General features: G+C 71.7%; 13 protein-coding genes. 5 read left to right on the plus strand and 8 right to left on the minus strand.

Annotated elements, in window-relative coordinates; genetic code table 11:
* Positions 1 to 10: 10 nt before the first annotated feature.
* The gene (locus tag NQO67_RS24605; protein WP_255952387.1) at positions 11 to 631 is read right to left on the minus strand and encodes a hypothetical protein; all 621 of its coding nucleotides are present in this window, start codon (positions 629 to 631) and stop codon (positions 11 to 13) included.
* Positions 632 to 778: 147 nt separating this feature from the next.
* Positions 779 to 1036, minus strand: a complete 258-nt coding sequence (locus NQO67_RS24610; protein ID WP_255952388.1) for a hypothetical protein — start codon at positions 1034 to 1036, stop codon at positions 779 to 781.
* 127 nt (positions 1037 to 1163) lie between these two features.
* On the opposite strand from NQO67_RS24610, the gene NQO67_RS24615 reads away from it, so the two are divergent.
* Together NQO67_RS24615 and NQO67_RS24620 are read left to right on the plus strand one after the other, a co-directional pair.
* Positions 1164 to 1895 carry a hypothetical protein gene (locus NQO67_RS24615; protein ID WP_255952389.1) on the plus strand — a complete coding sequence of 244 codons (732 nt, stop codon included), beginning with the start codon at positions 1164 to 1166 and terminating at the stop codon, positions 1893 to 1895.
* 26 nt (positions 1896 to 1921) lie between these two features.
* Positions 1922 to 3238, plus strand: a complete 1317-nt coding sequence (locus tag NQO67_RS24620) for a serine/threonine protein kinase (protein ID WP_255952390.1) — start codon at positions 1922 to 1924, stop codon at positions 3236 to 3238.
* Positions 3239 to 4012: 774 nt separating this feature from the next.
* Here NQO67_RS24620 and NQO67_RS24625 read toward each other — a convergent pair.
* From NQO67_RS24625 to NQO67_RS24645, 5 genes are all read right to left on the minus strand, one after another.
* Positions 4013 to 5053 (minus strand): LacI family DNA-binding transcriptional regulator, encoded by a 1041-nt coding sequence (locus tag NQO67_RS24625; RefSeq protein ID WP_255952391.1) that lies wholly within the window; start codon positions 5051 to 5053, stop codon positions 4013 to 4015.
* Between the two features lie 180 nt (positions 5054 to 5233).
* Complete coding sequence (locus NQO67_RS24630; protein ID WP_255952392.1) at positions 5234 to 5932, minus strand: hypothetical protein; 699 nt, start codon at positions 5930 to 5932, stop codon at positions 5234 to 5236.
* Positions 5932 to 6831, minus strand: a complete 900-nt coding sequence (locus tag NQO67_RS24635; RefSeq protein WP_255952393.1) for an ABC transporter ATP-binding protein — start codon at positions 6829 to 6831, stop codon at positions 5932 to 5934. The genes NQO67_RS24630 and NQO67_RS24635 overlap by 1 nt, the downstream gene beginning before the upstream one ends.
* Positions 6828 to 7220, minus strand: a complete 393-nt coding sequence (locus NQO67_RS24640) for a GntR family transcriptional regulator (protein WP_255952394.1) — start codon at positions 7218 to 7220, stop codon at positions 6828 to 6830. Before NQO67_RS24640 ends, NQO67_RS24635 begins: the two co-directional genes overlap by 4 nt.
* Before the next feature lie 267 nt (positions 7221 to 7487).
* Entirely contained in the window at positions 7488 to 10397 is a 2910-nt protein-coding gene (locus NQO67_RS24645; protein WP_255952395.1) for a polysaccharide deacetylase family protein, read from the minus strand.
* 395 nt (positions 10398 to 10792) lie between these two features.
* On the opposite strand from NQO67_RS24645, the gene NQO67_RS24650 reads away from it, so the two are divergent.
* From NQO67_RS24650 to NQO67_RS24660, 3 genes are all read left to right on the plus strand, one after another.
* Complete coding sequence (locus tag NQO67_RS24650) at positions 10793 to 14020, plus strand: alpha-mannosidase (protein WP_255952396.1); 3228 nt, start codon at positions 10793 to 10795, stop codon at positions 14018 to 14020.
* A gap of 231 nt (positions 14021 to 14251) precedes the next feature.
* Positions 14252 to 15598, plus strand: a complete 1347-nt coding sequence (locus tag NQO67_RS24655) for an ABC transporter substrate-binding protein (protein WP_255952397.1) — start codon at positions 14252 to 14254, stop codon at positions 15596 to 15598.
* 366 nt (positions 15599 to 15964) lie between these two features.
* The gene (locus NQO67_RS24660) at positions 15965 to 16609 is read left to right on the plus strand and encodes a DNA alkylation repair protein (protein WP_255952448.1); all 645 of its coding nucleotides are present in this window, start codon (positions 15965 to 15967) and stop codon (positions 16607 to 16609) included.
* A 30-nt stretch (positions 16610 to 16639) separates the two neighbouring features.
* Here NQO67_RS24660 and NQO67_RS24665 read toward each other — a convergent pair whose 3' ends face one another.
* Positions 16640 to 18136, minus strand: a complete 1497-nt coding sequence (locus NQO67_RS24665; protein ID WP_255952398.1) for a DUF4246 domain-containing protein — start codon at positions 18134 to 18136, stop codon at positions 16640 to 16642.
* Positions 18137 to 18153: the final 17 nt, after the last annotated feature.

Consider the following 18153-nt stretch of genomic DNA (forward strand, 5'->3'; position numbering starts at 1 on the left):
GTGGTGGGGGTCAGCGCGGGCCGACGCAGTCGCGCGGGATGTACGCCCACAGGTCACCGGCGTCCCAGCGCACCACGGCCGACTGCCCGTCGGAGGTGGTCCAGCGCCAGCCGACCGGCGTGTTGACGGGCAGGTCGACGCGGTGGGTGAGGTGGTGCCCGCCCCGGTAGTTGCCGTACATGCCGGCGCTCTGGCAGGTGACCTTGTATTCGAGGGTGAGCCGGTCCGGCGTGCCGTCACCATTGGTGTCGTATCCGTCGGCCGGGGCGTGCGCGGAGTCCGGCAGGGCGATCCGCTGCGGCGCGCCGCAGTCGGGGGCGCTGGAGGCGCTCGTCCCCTTGTCCACGGAGCTGGCCACGATCCAGGCGCACCCGTTGAAGTCACCCTGGGCGTAGCCCCAGTAATAGCCGCTCTGCTCGCCCTGGACGTCGAAGTGGTCGCCCTTGAGCAGGGTGCCGATCATCCAGCTCTGCGCGTAGGTCCGCAGGTAGGCGTCGTTCGCGGTGACCACGCCGGCGGTGCCCGTGGCGCTGGCCGGGCTGCCCACGGCGAGGGTGGTGAAGGTCAGCGCGGCCGCACCGAAGGTCGCCAGAGCTGCCCGCACCGCCGTGCCGGCCCTTGCCTTGCGCATGATGCTCTCCTCCCGTTGGATCCCCCGTCGCATCACGAACGAGGGCACTGCGCGTGTTCTCCTGTGTCGGCGACGTACTCTTAAAGTACGGTAACGATATTTAAGATAACAACCCCACCTCCACTCCCCCTCCCGGGTCGATGGCGGTCAGCGGGACGTACCCGAGCCGCGGGAGGCAGGGGGGAGCACATGGCCGAAGGACCAGCCGGACCGGGCTTCTTCCTGGTGCCAGACCTCGGTCCGGTCGACCGGAGGCAAGGTGTCGATCGAGCCGGCACGTACCGGCGCAGCCTGCACGGCGCAGTAGCCCGCACCCGCCTCCGCGGCACCCCCGGTGGCGGCCCCGACGCCCAGTAACGCCAGCGTGGCGGCGCCTGCCGCGCAAGCGGCCCTCGCCTTGCTCACGTCGCTCCCCTTCCGCTTCCGCACCTCCCCCGTCATCTACGGGGGTAGATCTGAATGTTTTGTGAGATTACAGATACGACCTTTGAGATAACAAGGCATCGGCAAGCCCGATCAGTAGGCTGAGTTCATGGCAAGGGAAGCGGCACCGCGGGAGACACCTCGGCGCGCACCGCACGCGTCGGCCAACACGGCCGGGCCCGGCCGCACGGCCGCCACGGCAGCGGTGCTGGCGGCAGCCGACGCGCCGGCGCCGGCACCGCGCCGCCGGCACTACGGCATCGCCGAGATCGCCGACGCGCTCGGCCTCAACCGCCAGCTCGTCACGGTGTGGCGGCGGCGCCGGAGCTGGGGCATGCCCGAGCCCGACGACGAGCTGGCCTCCGGGCCCCTGTGGCTGGGCAGCACCATCGAGCCCTGGATCGACACCACCCGCGCACGCCTTGCCGGCGGCGAGCCGGGCGCGGACGCCATCAGCACCCACGACCTGCGGCGGGCCGGCCGCCGGCTGTTCCGGCTCACCGCACTGCTCCTGGCCGAGGAGCCGCGCGCCGACCTCGTCATCAAGGCCTACGCCGACCTCGAGCAGATCACCACCGGCGTCCGTGAGGCCGACCAGGGCGAGCTGCGTCAACGCCTGCTGGAGACCCTGGAACCGGTGCTCGCCGCCGCCCGCCCCCCGTGGCCCGACCGCGCGGCCCACACCCACCGCCGCCTGCTGGCCGCCTGCCTGGCCGCCGCCCCCGGCATGGCCGGCGCCCTCGCCGACGCCCCCGCGGACGAGTCCGGCACCACGGAGAGCGGCACCCGTGCCCGGTCCCGCCGCACCACGCTGCGATCGTCCGGAACCCGCACCGGCTGACCCTGTCCGTCCTTATACTCACCCCCGTGCCCGACAGAGTCCGCGTGCCCGGATACACGCTCGGACCGGAGCTGGGACGCGGCGGCATGGGTGTCGTCCACGAAGCCGTGGAGGACGCCACCGGTCACCGTGTCGCCATCAAGCTGACCCGCGCCGCTGGGGAACAGCCCACCGCCCGGCGTACTTTTCTCCGCGAAGCGCGCGCCGCGCGCGCCGCCCGCCATCCCGGTCTGCTGTCGCTGCACGCGGCCGGTGAGCACGAGGGTTGGCTGTACCTGGTCATGGACCTCGTCGAGGGCGACAACCTGCAAGAAGTGCTCGACCGCGGCGGTCCGTTGCCGCCCCGGGAGGCGGCCACCCTGGTCGCCCAGGTGGCCGCCGCCGCCCATGCGCTGCACCGGGCCGGGGTGGTGCACGGCGACATCAAACCGGCCAACGTCCTGTTGCGCTCCGACTCCGGCGAACGCTCCCCGCTGCTCTCCGACTTCGGTCTCGCCGGCACCCCGGTGGCCGCGGACACCTTCTCCCGGCTGAGCAGCGACCCGCAGTGGCTGCGCTCGGCCGACAGCACGACCGGCTCCGGACGCCCGGGTGGCGAGCTGTTCTCCGGCGGCACCTACACCTACATGGCCCCCGAGCAGTGGCGCAGCGACCCCACGGACGGGCGCTGCGACGTCTACGCGCTCGGCGGGCTGCTGCACGCCGCGCTCACCGGCCACCGGCCCTACCACGACCGCGTTCTGCTGCCGCAGTTGATGCACGCGGTGCTGTTCGCCGAGCCGCCGCGGCCCTCGGCGGTGCTGCCGAGGCTGCCGGTGGAGCTGGATCGGGTGGTCGCCACCGCGATGGCGAAGGAGCCCGAGCGGCGGTACGCCGACGCCGCCGAACTGGCCGCCGTGCTCTCCTGCCTGGCGGATGGCGCCGACTGCGCCCCGACCGCTCGGGGCGCGGCGGCCCGCCGGTTCCGGCTGCGTGGCCTGCCGACGCAGGTGCTGCGCCCGCCGCGGCGGCTCGCCTGGACGGCGGCGCTGCTCTTCGCGGTCGCGGCCGGCTGCGTCGGCACGTATCTGCTGCTCGGTCCTGGGCACGTGCCGGCCTCCGCGCCGCGGTCGGCCGGCGCGGCCACGGGGCAATCGCCCGCCGTCGACCGGCGGCGCACGGTCTGCGCGCGCGACCTCGACCTGCGGGCTGCGCCCGGGCACGGTGGCCACGTGGTCGGCGTCCTTCGGCATGGCCAGCCCGTTACGGTGCTCCGCACCGACGAGCGCCAGGTGTGGGTGTACGTACGGGCTGCGCAGAGCCGGGGTTGGGTGCTCGCGCAGTGGCTGGGACGAGACTGCTGACGCGGCGGGGCCGTTGTCCGGGGTGCGCGGGTCGCACGTGACCGTGCGGTGTGGCTACGCCGTTCGTCCGGGGGCCCGGTGCCGTTGCACGTGACCGTGCGTCGTGGTCTGTGCCCACCCGTTCCGCCCTGCGGAACGACTGCCCACAGAGGGGTTGGGTTGGGGTGCCCCCGTCCGCAGAGGGTAGGGGCGGTGCGGTGTCCCCCTTGTCCCTGGGGTGCCGAAGGGCCGCGTTCGGTGGGGTGGGTGGGTCGGTGTCGTGGGGGTATGTACGTGCTCGGCCGGCGCGATTGCCCTGGACCGTCAGTTCACCGGCACCCAGCGGCGGTCCTGCGCGCGCACATACCCCCACGACACCTCCCGTCTCAGACGCGGCTCTCCCCCGGTGGCCCTTCTTTTCCTTCCTCCACCCCTTTCGGGGTGTCGCCCCACACGGGCATGGGGCAAGGCCCACCGGGGTGCGGGTCGCGTACGAGACGGGAGGGGGCGTGGGGGATGTGCGCGCGCAGGACCGCCGCCGAGTGCCGGTGAACTAACGGTCCACGATCATCGCGCCGGCCGAGCACGTACATCCCCCACGCCCCCGACCCACAACGAAACAGAAGGCGACACCAGCCACAGGCGCACCCGCACTCGCCAACGCGCACCAGCACACCGGCACACGCCGCGCACATCAAAGCCCGTCCGGCGATTGAGGACGAGGCCGTCAAGGCCGACAAGGGGGGCCTGGGGGCAAAGCCCCCAGCGGGGCAACCACCCGACGGGGGGGTAGCGTCAGGCGCCGCGCGGTGCCGAGGTGGAACCTCGGGCCTGAATATCGGCGTCGATGACAACCGTCTCAACCGGCGCCGCCGGCTCCGCAATCCGCGCCAGCAGCCGATCCATCGCCGCCTCGCCGAGAGCCACCGCATCCTGCGCCACCGCAGTGACACCAGGCGTGACCATGCTCATCCAGGGCGCATCGTCGAACGACACCACGCTCAGGTCGGCCGGAACCCGGAGCCCAAGGTCGTGGGCGGCCCGCCAGACGCCCTCCGCCAGTACGTTGTTGGCCGCGAAGACGGCCGTCGGCGGATCACGACGGGCCAGCAGGTCCACGGCCGCCTTGCGCGCCGCGCCGACGTCGGAGCCGGCCGAGACCAGAAGTTCCGGGTCGGCGGGCAGGCCCGAGCGGGCCAGGGACTCGCGGTAGCCGCGGAAGCGTTCCCGGCCGGTGGTCCAGTGGGTCTCGTCGATGAGCAGCGCGATCCTGCGGTGTCCCAGCGCGATGAGGTGCTCGCTGAGCCGCTGCGAGGCGGCCATGTTGTCCACGATCACCCCGTCGCACCGGTCGGGCGCGAACTGTCGGTCGACCTCGACCACGGGAATGCGCTGCTGGAGCAGGTACGAGGGGACCTCCGCGGACAGCGGGGTGACGATCACGCCGGCCACCCGCATCGCGACGAACGCCCGCGCCGCCTCCATCTCGTCCGCGGCGGAGCCGTTGTCGTCGCCGAGCATCATCGTGTACCCGTGGGCGCGGCCCTGCCGCCCGGTGCCGGCGGCCAGGTCGGCGTAGAAGGCGTTGCGCAGGTCGGAGACGAGCACGCCGACGGAGCGGCTGACCTGCTTGCGCAGGGAGCGGGCCAGCACGTGCGGCACGTAGCCGAGCTCGTCCGCTATGCCCGTGACGCGTGCGCGTACCGCGGCGGCGACATAGCCCTCACCGCTGAGGGCGCGTGCCGCCGTCGAGTGGGACACCCCCGCCGCCTGCGCAACGTCCTTCAGGGTCGGCCGCCTCAGCGGCTCCTGATCGACCACCCGCCCCGTCACCATCCGTCCTTCACCCGCCGGCACGCCGATGCAACCGCCCCCGGCGATCCGGGGCGGCCGGCCGTCGTGTGCGGTCGGCCGGGCGCCGTGGCCGATTCTAAGTCCGGGTTCCCGGCCCGCCTATCGCCGTACGGGGTGGGAGGCGTCTTCCGTGTGCGTGCGACGCCGTCGTGTGGCGCGGTCTCATACGGTCAGGCGGCGGATGGTGACCAGGCCGCCGGCGAGCAGGACGGCGACGACGGCGGCGAGCACGCCGGTGATGCCGATGGCGGTGACGGTGGTGAAGTAGTGGCCGATGTCCGTCCAGCCGTGCAGCCAGGTCGCGACGATGGCGGCGAGGGCGAGCGCGCCGAGTTGTGCCGCGCCGAAGAACGCGGTGCCGAGCAGCCCGGCACGGCGGTAGATCAGGCCGTACCACATCCCGTAGACGAACAGGAGGAGGAACGTGGTCGTGGCGGTGAGCCACGACTGGTACCAGGTCCCGTCGAGGAGGTAGGGGAGGCGGAAGTAGGCCATGTTCATGCCCCATCCGCCGGTCGCGCGTTCCACGCTCTGGCCGACCGCCACGACGAGGCCGAAGGACGCGGCGAGGGCGAGGGCCAGTGAGCTGGCGCCGAGGAAGTAGGTGCGCCGGCTGATCCCCAGGGTGAGGGCGAACGGCAGGGCGCGGGCGACGGACTGCACGCCCAGGACGAGTACGACCAGGAAGACCGCGGCCAGGCCGCCGACCCAGCGCTTGTCGGTGTCGCCGGCTGGGGTGAGTTGCAGGACCACCACGTCGAGGACGAAGCCGAAGGCCGCCCACGCCCAGGGCAGCACCAGGTAGGTGACGCGGTCGAGGAGCAGGTAGCGGGCGACGGTGACGATCGGGGCTGGGCGCATCAGGATGCCTTCGCTGTCATGAGGCCGGGCTGGTCGTGGTGTTCGGTCGCGTAGACCGCGAGTTGCTGGAGGGTGACGCCTTCCAGGTGCAGGTGCAGGTGGCGGGCGAGTTCCCGGTCGCGTTCGTCGAGCCGGCCGACCATCACCGCCCTGGTCTGCGTGCCCAGCGTGCGCCGGCTCAGGATCGTGCGCTCGGCGGCGAACCGGTCCACGCCCTCGGCAGGACCGGTGACGGTCGTGGCGGTGCCGCGCAGGTCGTCGGTCTGCTCGTCCAGGACCAGCCGGCCGTGGTCGAGGACCAGGACGCGGTCGAGGAGTTCGGCGGCCTCGTCGATGAGGTGGGTCGAGAGCACGATGCACCGCGGGTGAGCGGTGTAGTCGGCCAGCAACTGGTCGTAGAAGAGCGTGCGGGCGACCGCGTCCAGGCCCGCGTACGGCTCGTCGAAGAGGGTGAGCTCGGCCCGTGCGGCCAGTCCGATGATGATGCCGAGCGCGGTCCGCATGCCGCGCGACAGCTTCTTGACCGGCCGGGCGGGCGGCAGTTCGTACGCGTCCAGCAGCGTGCCGGCCAGGTCGGCGTCCCAGTTCGGGTACATCAGCGACGCCGCCGCGATCGCATGCCGAACTCGCAGGTCAGGATAGGTCTGGTCCTCCCGCACCAGGATCATCCGACGCAGCACCGCATCGTTCTCCAACGGCCCGGTCCCGAACACGTGCACCCGCCCGGCGGTGGCGAACTCCTGGCCGGCCAGGATGCGCAGCAGTGTGGTCTTCCCCGCGCCGTTACGGCCGAGCAGTCCGGTGATGGACGGCGTGCCGACGTCGAAGGTGACGTCGGTGAGCGCCTGGTGGTCGCGGTAGCTGCGGCCCAGTCCGGACACCGAGATCGCGGGGGTCATCCCTTGCCTCCCGTCGTGACCTCGGCCGAGGTCAGCTCCGCACGCACGAGGTCGAGCAGTTCGTCCTGCTCGATCCCGAGCCGTGCCGCCTCGATCACCAGGGGTCGTACATAGCGGTCGGCGAAGCGCCGCCGCCGGGCGCCCACCAGTTGCTCCCGCGCCCCCTTCGCGACGAACATGCCGACGCCGCGCCGCTTCTCCACCAGTCCCTCCTCCGAGAGCACGGTGAGACTGCGGGCCGCCGTGGCCGGATTGACCCGGTAGAACGCGGCGAGTTCATTGCTGGACGCGACTCGTTCTCCCTCGCCCACCGTGCCGTCGGCGATCTGGTTCGCCAACTCGGCGGCGATCTGGGCGAAGATCGGCCCGCCGTCATCGAGGAGTGACATCATGCCTCCATTGCTCAACTGGTTCCCCACCGTACTAGGGAACCAGTAGAGCAAGCAAGGAGACCGGTCTTGGCGGTGACGGTGGCGGTGGCGGTGGCGGTGGCGGTGATGGTGATGGTGATGGTGCTTTGTCAGGTGGCCTCGGTTACGTGGTCTCGGTGCGCGGTCTCGGTGCGCGGTCAGGGTGTGCGGTCAGGGTGTGCGGTCACGGTTGCGCGGTCACGGTTGCGCGGTCTCAGTCAGGCCGTCTCAGTCAGGCCGTCTCGGTCAGGTGGTCTTGCCGTTGCATCCGCCCGCGTCCTCGACCCGTCTGAGCAGCACGTCCGTCACCCCGTAGGGGTCGATGCGGACCGCGAGCGGGGCACGGTCGCGGGCGAGGATCGCGTCCGTCGGTCGTGCCGCGTTCCGGGGCAACGCACCCATCGCTTCGAGGCCGAGGCCCGAGCCGACGCCGGCGACCTCGACCGCGGACGGGCCGGACCAGGTGAGGTCCACTGCCAGGGGGCGGGGGCGGACGGACCGCAGCCGTACCCGGACCGCACCGTCTGCCCCGTCCGTGCCCGTGTCCGTGTTCGTGTTCGTGTTCGTGTCCGTGCCGGTGGCGACGGGGCGCAGGTCCACCAGGACGTCGTCGGGGTGCGACACCACGAGCGACGCGGCGCCGTCGTCCGGCAGGGGACCGGCGTACTGGCGGGCGGTCAGGTCGAAGAGGACGTCGTCGCCGAGCAGGCGGACGGCCGCGGGGTCGACGGGGGCGCCGGTCGGGATCAGCCGGTAGCGGTAGGTGTCGACGCCGTGTTGCTGGCGGCGGAAGTTGGTGAAGTGCAGGTTGTTGGCGATCCAGGAGTTGAGGTGCCCTGCGGGGGCGTCGAGGGTGCGCGCCCAGCGGCCGGTCTGGAAGCCGCCGAGCTGCACCAGCGGCGCGTCCCAGGTCGCCCAGAGGACACCGGCGGGCGCGCCGTCGGGCGCGCTGCCGTGCACGGCAGCGGCGTGCTGGATGGAGTACCAGTCCTTGCTGGTGTCGGGCAGTTGCTCGTGCTCGGCCGTGAAGACCGCGCCCGCGGTCTCCAGCAGGAAACGCGGGTCGGCCAGCGCGAACGGGAAGGCGATGAACACCGATTCGGGGGTCAGGGCCTCGTCCTTGCCGACGGTCACGCTGATGTCGATGCAGTCGAGATCGTGGTAGAGGCGCAGGGTGGACTCGACGGCGAGGGTGGGGGCGTGGCTGGTCCAGGTGAGGGCCACGTGGTCGCGGGCCTCGGTGATGGCGGGCCGCTCCCGGCCGGTCGCGGCCGAGCGGACGAACTCCGGGCCCGGGTCCTCGGGCCGGAACCGGACCGGCTCACCGTGGACGAACGGGTGCGTCGAACCGGGGGCCACGTCCTCGTGGACCACCGCTGCGAGCCCGTGCCCGGCTTGCCGGTCCACCAGCTGGCGACCGGTGCGGCGGTCGACGAGCGAGACGACGCCGCCGCGCGCCGGGTCCACCACGGCCTCGTACCGTTCGGTGGCGATCCGTTCGCCGGTGCCGGCCGGCCGCGGCGCCTGTGGCGCGTCGATGCGGACGAAGCCGAACGGCGGCACGTCACGGGCCACCACGGTGCGCTGGTGCAGCTGGTCGACCTCGACCGTGACGGGCGCGGTGCGGGTGCGTGCCGTGGGGTTGTGGACGACGACGGGGTCACCGGCGCGCACCGGCACGGCGCTACCCCCGGGGAGCGGACGACCGAGCGCATCCCGCACCGGCCCGCGCTCCGGCGCCGACCCCGATTCCGGCGCCGACCCCGATTCCGACTCCGGTGCCGGCACCGGCACCGGCACCGGCACCGCGGTCGCGCCCGGTCCCGACGCCATCAGCCGGAACAGGCCCTCTATGGCGAGGTCGCGGCCCAGGTCCAGAGCCGTGTACGCCATCGCCGACTTCGCGTTCCACGAGGAACGGGTGAGCTGGGAGTGCGGCTTGGAGAAGGACTCCCACGCACCCCAGGTGTGCTCGCCGAACAGCAGCAACTGCTCGTCCACGGCCGCCAGGTCGGCGCGGATCTCCTGCGCGGTGCGGGAGCGCACCGGGCCGCGGCGGTAGCCGATGACCTCCGCGTGGTCGACGTCGCCCGCGCCGCGCAGGGCGGCCAGGCTCAGCGTGGTGCCCGCGGTGAGCGCATGGGTGCGGGCGGCCCGGTGGACGGCGAGTTCCTGCGCGGTGGAGCCGTGGCCGTGCGACCACCAGTCGGCCCACTCCCCCGACAGCTCCGGCAGCGCGCCCGGTCCCGCCGCCCGGGCCCGGGCCTGGAGGAGGTCCAGGGCGGAGTCGACGGTGACGGTGCGCATCGGCAGCTCGGGGTGCCTGTCGTTCCAGGCCCGCACGGCGTGCAGGAAGGTGGCCGTCGGCCAGCGGTTGTCGTTGGCGGCGTGCACGACGGAGACGTCGAAGGGGTAGTCGTCGCGGGCTTCGAGGCCGGCGACGAAGCGTGCCACCTCGGGTTCGAACAACCCCATGTCGCCGTCGATGAAGCCCCAGGACTCACCGAAGCCGTAGTGCGTGCTCAGCCAGACGAAGACTCCCCTGTCCCCGTCGGCGCCGCCCGCGGAGCCATCGGATCCATCGGAGCCATCGGTGCCGCCGGTGTCTCCGGCGCCGCCGGCATCGTCGCCCGGTGGCAGCCAGCGGAAGGCGCTCGGCTGGGCCAGTGGGGGCCGGCCGTGGTCGGGGTTGAGCGCCATCACCAGCCGGTCGATGCCGCGCCGGCGCATGGCCTCGACGGCGCCCCAGGCGATGCCGTTGACGTCGCCGTGCTGCTCGGTGCGGACCGTGAGGCCGAGCGCGCGCAGCCGGTCGACCAGCTCGTACCCGGTGTCCAGCTCCTGGCTGCCGGGCAGCTGGGTCATGTTGAGGTAGCCACCGGTGACGCTCACGAGGTCGGCGGCGGCCAGGTCACGCAGCCGGGCCAGGTCGCGCGGCGTGGCGGTGGCGACGAAGTCGAGCACGGGCCGGGCCACTTCGAACGTCCAGCGGAAGCGCGTCTCCTCGGGCCCGGGGCCGGAGGCGGACTCCTCGCACAGGTCGAGCACGCGGCCGACGATCCGCCGGTGCATGGGGCCGACGATGCGGGGGCTGTTGGTGTAGCCGACGTCGTGGTGGGTGTGGGACAGGACGAGGATTTCGCGGATGCTGCTCACGCGTGCGCTCCGGTGTCGGGAACCGCCGGGGGCGGCGGCCTGGGGTTTCCGGGAGTGAGGTGCCGTGCCTGGACTGGGCTTGACTGGGCTGGGCGGTGACAGGGCGAAGACTTGAAGGCTGACGCGACCCGCTGTGGTATCGATCCCAGATCGGGACCCTACGAATCCGTACCGACGGGGTCAAGGGTCAGCGCGGCACTGCCCCCGGACCACATCGAAACCGCGCGCACACGGTTGACACCGGCACATCGCCCGACCACCATGAGCCGGGCCTGGGAACGATCTCACAGGCAGCCGCCAGAGCCGACCGGCCCCACGCCTCCGCTCCCAGCTCCCACCACCGCCACGCCCACCCACCCACCCCACTCACCCGGGGACAGCACGGGGACGACGCCATGCTCATCGACGTTGATCAGGTACACCGGCGGCTGGCGCGCGCCCGGCGCGGGTATCTCGCCGAGGCGATGTATCCGCTGGCGGTGCCGCTGGCGGTGGCCCGGTGGGATGTGCCGGGCGAACCGGTGCCGGTCGGCGAGGCGTTGGCCGCGCGGTACGAGCCGGCGGCGGTCGGGGACACCTGGGGGCCGGCATGGCGCACCTCCTGGTTCCGTTTCACCGGCACGGTGCCGGCCGCGTTCGCCGGGCAGCGTGTGGAGGCCCGGGTCGACCTCGGCTTCACCGGGGGCGGTCCCGGCTTCCAGGCCGAGGGGCTGGCGTACCGTCCGGACGGTTCCGTGATCAAGGCGGTGCAGCCGCGCACCGCGTACGTCCCGGTCTCCCCTTCGGCCTCCGGCGCCGACGAGCCCGTCGAGTTCTACGTGGAGGCCGCGGGCAATCCGAACATCGACCGGCACCCGGGTACCGGCGGGGGCCTCGGCCCGTTGGACCGTCCGCTGTACACCCTCGCCCGCGCCGAGCTGGCCGTCTTCGACCCCGAGGGGTACGCGCTCACGCTCGATCTCGACGTGCTCGACGAGTTGATGGTGGAGCTGCCCGGCACCGACGCGCGTCGCTTCGAGATCGCCGCCGCCGTCAGCGGCGCCCTCGACCTGCTGGACCGGCACTCGGTCAGGGCACGCGCCGCCGAGGCACGGGCCCGGCTCGCCCCGGCCCTGCGGGTCCCGGCCCGGGCGAGCGCGCACCGCGCCGACGCGGTGGGCTCCGCCCATATCGACACCGCCTGGCTGTGGCCGATCCGGGAGACCGTCCGCAAGGCGGCGCGCACCGTCGCCAACCTCGCCGACCTGGCCGAACACCATCCCGATCTGGTCTTCGCGATGCCGCAGATGCAGCAGATGGACTGGCTCAAGCGGCACCGCCCCGAGGTGTTCGCCCGCCTGCGCCAGCTGGTCGCCGACGGCGTCGTGGTGCCGGTGGGCGGCATGTGGGTGGAGGCGGACGGCAATCTGCCCGGCGGGGAGAGCTGGGCGCGGCAGTTCTACTACGGCAGGACGTTCTGCCGTGCGGAGTTCGGCCGTGAGGTGACGGTGGGCTGGCTCCCGGACTCGTTCGGCTTCAGCGCCGCGCTCCCGCAGCTGCACCGGCTGGCCGGCATCGACTCGTTCATGACGCAGAAGATGTCGTGGAACGAGACGAACACCATGCCGCACCACACCTTCCGCTGGGAGGGCATCGACGGCAGCCGGTTGTTCACCCACTTCCACCCCGTCGACACCTGCAACAGCGTGCTGTCCGCACGCGAGCTGCTGCACGGCGCGGCGAACTTCCTGGACAAGGGGCGGGCGAGGCGTTCCCTGACGACCTTCGGCTACGGCGACGGGGGCGGCGGGCCGACCCGGGAGATGATCGGGCGCGCCCACCGGTTCGCGGACCTGGACGGGGCGCCGCGGGTCAGGATCACCACGCCCGAGGACTTCGTCTCGCGTGCCCGGGCCGAGGACGAGTGCCCGCCGGTGTGGGTGGGCGAGATGTATCTGGAGCGGCACCGCGGCACCTTCACCACGATGGCCGAGCTGAAGCAGGGCAACCGCCGCAACGAGCACCTGCTGCGGGAGGCCGAGCTGTGGGCGGCGACGGCCGCGGTCACCCGCGGCGCCCCGTACCCGTACGAGGAACTGGACGAGATCTGGCGGCTGCTGCTGCTCTACCAGTTCCACGACATCCTGCCCGGTTCGTCGATCACCTGGGTGCACCGGGAGGCGGTCGAGGGCCATGCGCGGCTGACCGCCCGGCTCGAGGCGCTCGTCGACGGCGCACTGCGCACGCTGGTCACCGACCCGGCCGGGCGCACCCTCTTCAACGCGGCGCCGCACGCCCGCCGCGGGGTGGCGGCGCTGGGTGCGGCGGCGCCCGAGGCGGTTCCGGGCACGGTCGACGTGGCCCGCACGGGCACCGGCGGGGTGCTGCTGGACAACGGGATCCTGCGGGTCGAGGTGGCCGCCGACGGGGTGGTGCGCTCGGTGCGTGACCTGGCGGCGGGCCGGGAACTGCTCGCGCCGGGCGGCGCCGCGGGACTGCTCCAGCTCCACTCCGACCAGCCCAACGACTCCGACGCCTGGGACATCGACTCGTTCACGTACGACATACCGCCGAGCGACCTGGCCGGGCCCGGCGCGCTGCTGGAGGTCGACGCCTCGAATCCGGCGGCGCCCCGGGTCACGGTCCGCCGCAGGTTCGGGGCGGCGGCGTCCACGGCGCCCGTGGGATCCCCGGCGCGCACGGCGCTCACGCGACCCACGGAGCTCACGGGACCCGCAGCGCCAGCCGGACCCGCAGCGCCCGACCGAGCCTCGGAAGCCGCCCAAACCATCACGTTGCACGCCGGGGCGCGGCAGGTGGACTTCACCACCGAGGTCGACTGGCACGAGCGCGAGCTGCTGATGAAGTCCCGCTTCGACCTGGACGTGACCGCGCGTGCCGTGCAGGCGGAGGTCGCGTACGGATTCGTCGAGCGACCCACCCACACCAACACCAGCTGGCAGCGCGCGCACTTCGAGGCGTACTGCCACCGCTTCGTCAGGATCGCCGAGCCCGGCCACGGCGTCGCCCTGCTCAATGCCGGTGTCTACGGCTACGACCTGGCCCGGGACGTGCGCGCCGACGGGGGCGTCACCACGACGGTCCGCCCGACGCTGCTGCGCGGCACCCGCTTCCCCGATCCCGAGTCCGACCTGGGCCGGCACACCTTCCGTTACGCCCTGGCGCTCGCCCCCGAGACCGCGGACGCGGTGCGCGACGGTTACCGGATGAACCTGCCGGAGCGGGTGGTGGACGGCACCGCCGAGGTGGCGCCGCTGGTCAGGGTCGACGGCGACGGGATCGTGATCGGCGCGGTGAAGCTGGCCGGTGACCGCTCCGGCGATGTGATCGTGCGTCTCTACGAGGCGCTGGGCGGGCGGGCCACCGGCCGGCTCCACACGTCCTTCCCGCTGGCCGGAGCCGAGGTGGTGGACCTGCTGGAGGACCCGTTGCAGCAACGACCACCGGCGGACCGGCGCGCCTTCGACGGAATCGACGCCACCGACGGCGCCTACGGGGCCGATGGCATCGACGGAGCCACCGGAACGGCCGGAACGCCTCTCGCCCTGCGCCCGTTCCAGATCCTCACCCTGCGCCTGCGCCCGCGGTGCCGACCGGCCGGCCCGGCGCCGCACCACGACTGACCCGTACCCGGCCGCGGCGGCGGCGGCGGCGATGGGGCACCGCCCGCATGAGAAGGTTCCCACACCGTCGTCGTGGCACCGCCCGCACACCCGCCCCAGTCCCTCCCAATCCAGTCCATCTCAGTCCATCGCAATCCACTCCATCGCAGTCCAGCCCGGTCCACTCCCATCCACTCCCTCCCTGCCCGTCGACAGAGGCGGACGACGTTGTCCAAGCCGAAGGGACCCGCCATGATCACCCGACGCAACGCCCTCTCCCTCGCGCTGGTTCCCCCGCTCCTCGCGGCCACCGGCTGCGGCGTCGGCGCTGCGCGGCAACGCGCCTACACCACCGACCTGCGCGGCAAGCTGAGCCTGTACGGCTGGCAGGCCACCGACGAGGTGGGGCAGGCCCGCGAGGGCTACGCCGCCCACCAGCTGTCCCACATCCCGATCACCTACGACAGGGCCAACTTCGACCCGCAGAAGTTCACCGCGCTGCTGGCCAGCGGCAGGGTCCCCGACATCGTCGTCATGATGCGCACGTTCATCGGCACCTACGCCGCGAAGGGCCTGATCAGGCCGCTCGACGAGGCGTTCGACATGGCCGGGTTCGATCCGCGCGCGCACTACTACCCCGCCACGTTGGACGACGTCACCATGGACGGCAAGATCTACGGGATCCCGCAGTTCTGGCAGCCGTTCGCGTTGCTGCTGAACAAGCGGGTGATGGAACGGTCCGGGGTCACCGACGAGGACATGGACCTCTCCGACACCGAGCGGTTCCTCGACGCGGTCAGGAAGATGTACCGCGGCCGGCACGGCAAGCCTCAGACGCTCGGCCTGTATCCGTCCATCACGGACAGCATGCCCGACTGGATCACCGCGTTCGACGGCCGTCTGATGGACGAGTCGGGGCGGCCCACCCTCGACGATCCCGGTGTCGTGGCGGCGGTGCGCTTCCTGAAGTCGGTCTACGACGTTCAGGGCGGATACGCGGTGGTGGAGAGCTACTTCCAGTCGTTCGACCAGTTCGGCAACGGCAACCAGTACGTGCGTGACCAGGTGGGCGCCCAGTTGTACGCCCAGTGGTATCCGAACGTGCTCTCCGCGACCGCGAAGAAGGTCAGCATCATGGCCACGCCGCTGCGGGACCGTTCCGGCAACCCGTTCGCCTGCTCGCAGGGCACCGCGTTCGTGGTCCCCAAGACCGCGCCCAATCCCTCCGCGGCCGTCGCCTGGGCGCGCGCGGTGACCTCCGACAGCGCCTGGCTCGCGGCCGGCGTGGCCCGCGCCAAGACGGTGCACGACACGCCGGGCGGCATCAACACCGGCCTGTTCACCGGCGCACGCTCCGCGGACGACCTGGTACGGCGCAAGTACGTCAAGCCCAGCGGCAACGCCGACTTCGACCAGGTCATCCAGGCGTACTACCAGGTGGTCCGGCACGGCCGGTCGATCGGCGCGTCGGCAGCCGGCCTTGCCATCCGGCGGGAGCTGGCCAATGCGGTGGTGCAGGCGTTCACCGGGAGCAAGCCGGTCGCCGATGCGTTGCATGATGCGCAGACGGCGGCGTTGTACGGGTACGACAAGGTGTGACGGCGGGGGTGGGGGCGGGTGCCCCCTTCCCCGCCTCCCGGAGCCCCCTCAGGGGGTGGTTCGCCGCGTGCGGGGGCTTCTGGAGCGGGGCTCCGGCCTTTGCCGATTGGCCGTGGGAGGCTGAGGCGCATTTCCGGCTGCGGGCGGTGGGACTTGTTGCGCAGTTCCCCGCGCCCCTTAGCAGTGGGTACTGAATCGGAGCACGGGTGTCCGGTCTCGGCGGTGTATTTTTGCGGGCCGGTGATCGGGCTGGGCGGGGCCGGCGGTTATGTACCTCGATAAGAGGGAGGACGAGTCTGTCGTAGGCTGCATTTCACGGCTGTGGGACAGGAGGCTGAGGTGGCCGGAACAACGCTGACCGAGGTGATGGCGGAGCTCGCTGCGCTTGAGGATCCGAAGATTCGCGCGGTGAACGAGAGGCACGGCGACCACCACGGTGTGAACCTCAGCAAGTTGCGCGCGCTCGCGAAGCGGTTGAAGACGCAGCAGGATCTCGCGTGCCGGCTCTGGGCGACGGATGACGACGCGGCGCGGCTGCTGGCGCTCCTGGTCTGCCGTCCGAAGGCGTTCGAGCGTGCTGAGCTGGACACCATGCTGCGCGAGGCGCGCACGCCCAAGGTGCACGACTGGCTCGTGAACTACGTGGTGAAGAAGAGCCCGCACGCCGAAGAGCTGCGCTTGGCCTGGTTCGCCGACCCGGATCCCGTGGTCGCGAGCGCCGGCTGGGCGCTGACCACCGAACGCGTGGCGAAACGGCCGGAGGGCCTCGACCTTTCCGGACTGCTCGACATCGTCGAGACGCAGATGAAAGACGCCCCCGAGCACCTCCAGTGGGCCATGAACCACTGCCTGGCCCAGATCGGCATCGACCACGCCGAACACCGCGCCCGTGCCATCGACATCGGTGAGCGCCTGGAGGTACTCAAGGACTATCCGACTTCCCCGGGCTGCACGTCTCCGTTCGCCCCCGTCTGGATCACCGAGATGGTGCGCCGACAGGGCGTGGGCTGACCCGCACGCCCGCCGGGTTCCGGCGACGGTTCAGTGCTCGCACAGGGAGAACTCTCGCTCGAAGAGTTGCTCGTTGTGCTCGTCGACGAAGAACTTGCGTTCCCGCATGAGTTGTTCGCGGTAGCCCTTGGCCTCTTCCAGCGTCATGGTCGAGGTGGCGGACCAGGGCTGCTGCGGCGGCACATCGGACGTCGAGACGATCGTCGCCGACGGGTCCACCAGGAAGAACGCAAGGATTTTGCGATATCCAGGCCGCGTGGGGTCCGAGAGGCGAAACGCGCCTACGCGGTGTTGCAGAACGTTCGGAAAGGCCAGGCAGCGGCCCGCCGGGGTCGACGCCGATCCCAGCACCTGGTTCAGCGGGTCTTCGTTTTCCAGGCCGTAGACCTCACTCACGCCGTTGTCGTCATTCTGCTCGTAGTTCGGGTCGTTGACCGCCGTCCGGAAACTCAGCCCGCTCTCGGTGATGTTCTCGCTGTCCCAGTAGTAGATGCCGGTCGAGACGATCCGCTCGTTCATCATCCCCTCGACATGCCAGGAACCGCCTTGGTACTCGGGCTTATCCGGGGTGAGATGGATGGTGGCGAGCTTGACGATGACCTGGAGACGACGGCCGCGCAGGTCGACGCGGGCGGAGTCGTCGGGCAGCGTGGGCGGGGTGAAGACCGGGGCGTCCGGGACGACCGGGCGGCGGTTCTCCCACCACCTCTCGTCGGCCTCCTCCCATGCCTCGTAGGCCTCATCGTCGTCGCCGGAGGGCTCGACCGGCTTGTCCGGGGCCTCGTCGTACCACGCGTAGGGGTCGGCCACGATCCGCAGGGGCCGCGGATGGCGCAGATCGGTGAGCACGTTCTCCAGCAGCGGGCGCAGGCGCGCGAACAGGTCCGGCAGGACGGCGGCGAGTTCGCCATGTGCCACGGGGTGGACGTTGTTGACGTACGAGCGGAAGACGACATCGCCGTCGTCACCGACCTCGACATCCGTGGGCAGCCACTGGAACTTCTCCGAGAATTCGTACCGTGACCTGCCGGCCGCCGGATTCCGCCAGGCCCCCTCGGATATACCGCTGACCTCACGCACGAGGCAGAACAGCGAGGGGTGAACGAGATCCAGTACCTGGCCGTCGGAGCCCGGATGCCAGTCCCGTTCCGCCTCGGGGACCTCTTCCAGCACCCGAACCGCCGCACGCAGCCGGGACCTGAGCTCGTCGTCGACCAGGGTGTCCGACTGCCACACCCCGTCGACGGCGGACACCTCCACGCCGGTTCGCCCGTCGCGCAGTCCGGCGTAATACGCGAGTTCTTCGAGCACATAACGGATCTGCGCTTCGGTCAGGCCCTGGGCGACCGCCTCCCGTGTCCACCTGGCGACGATTCCGGCGTCGTTCATCTTGACGAACCATTCCGGCTTCGCCCGGATGTGGGCGCTGCACCGCATCATCTGAAGTTCCCGCAGTGTTCGGGGCTCCTTGGACGATCCGGTGCGGGAAGCAAGAAAAGGCAGCGGGAATGCAGCCAGCTCGGTCAATTCTCTCGGTCCTCCCA

The organism is Streptomyces odontomachi (assembly GCF_024435355.1).
Classification (GTDB): domain Bacteria; phylum Actinomycetota; class Actinomycetes; order Streptomycetales; family Streptomycetaceae; genus Streptomyces; species Streptomyces odontomachi.

Excerpts from the sequence above, each read along its gene's own strand:
- NQO67_RS24605 (WP_255952387.1), bottom strand. The coding sequence starts at position 631 with ATGCGCAAGGCAAGGGCCGGCACGGCGGTGCGGGCAGCTCTGGCGACC.
- NQO67_RS24640 (WP_255952394.1), bottom strand. The coding sequence starts at position 7,220 with ATGTCACTCCTCGATGACGGCGGGCCGATCTTCGCCCAGATCGCCGCC.
- NQO67_RS24625 (WP_255952391.1), bottom strand. The coding sequence starts at position 5,053 with ATGGTGACGGGGCGGGTGGTCGATCAGGAGCCGCTGAGGCGGCCGACC.
- NQO67_RS24635 (WP_255952393.1), bottom strand. The coding sequence starts at position 6,831 with ATGACCCCCGCGATCTCGGTGTCCGGACTGGGCCGCAGCTACCGCGAC.
- NQO67_RS24650 (WP_255952396.1), top strand. The coding sequence starts at position 10,793 with ATGCTCATCGACGTTGATCAGGTACACCGGCGGCTGGCGCGCGCCCGG.
- NQO67_RS24630 (WP_255952392.1), bottom strand. The coding sequence starts at position 5,932 with ATGCGCCCAGCCCCGATCGTCACCGTCGCCCGCTACCTGCTCCTCGAC.
- NQO67_RS24615 (WP_255952389.1), top strand. The coding sequence starts at position 1,164 with ATGGCAAGGGAAGCGGCACCGCGGGAGACACCTCGGCGCGCACCGCAC.
- NQO67_RS24655 (WP_255952397.1), top strand. The coding sequence starts at position 14,252 with ATGATCACCCGACGCAACGCCCTCTCCCTCGCGCTGGTTCCCCCGCTC.
- NQO67_RS24660 (WP_255952448.1), top strand. The coding sequence starts at position 15,965 with ATGGCGGAGCTCGCTGCGCTTGAGGATCCGAAGATTCGCGCGGTGAAC.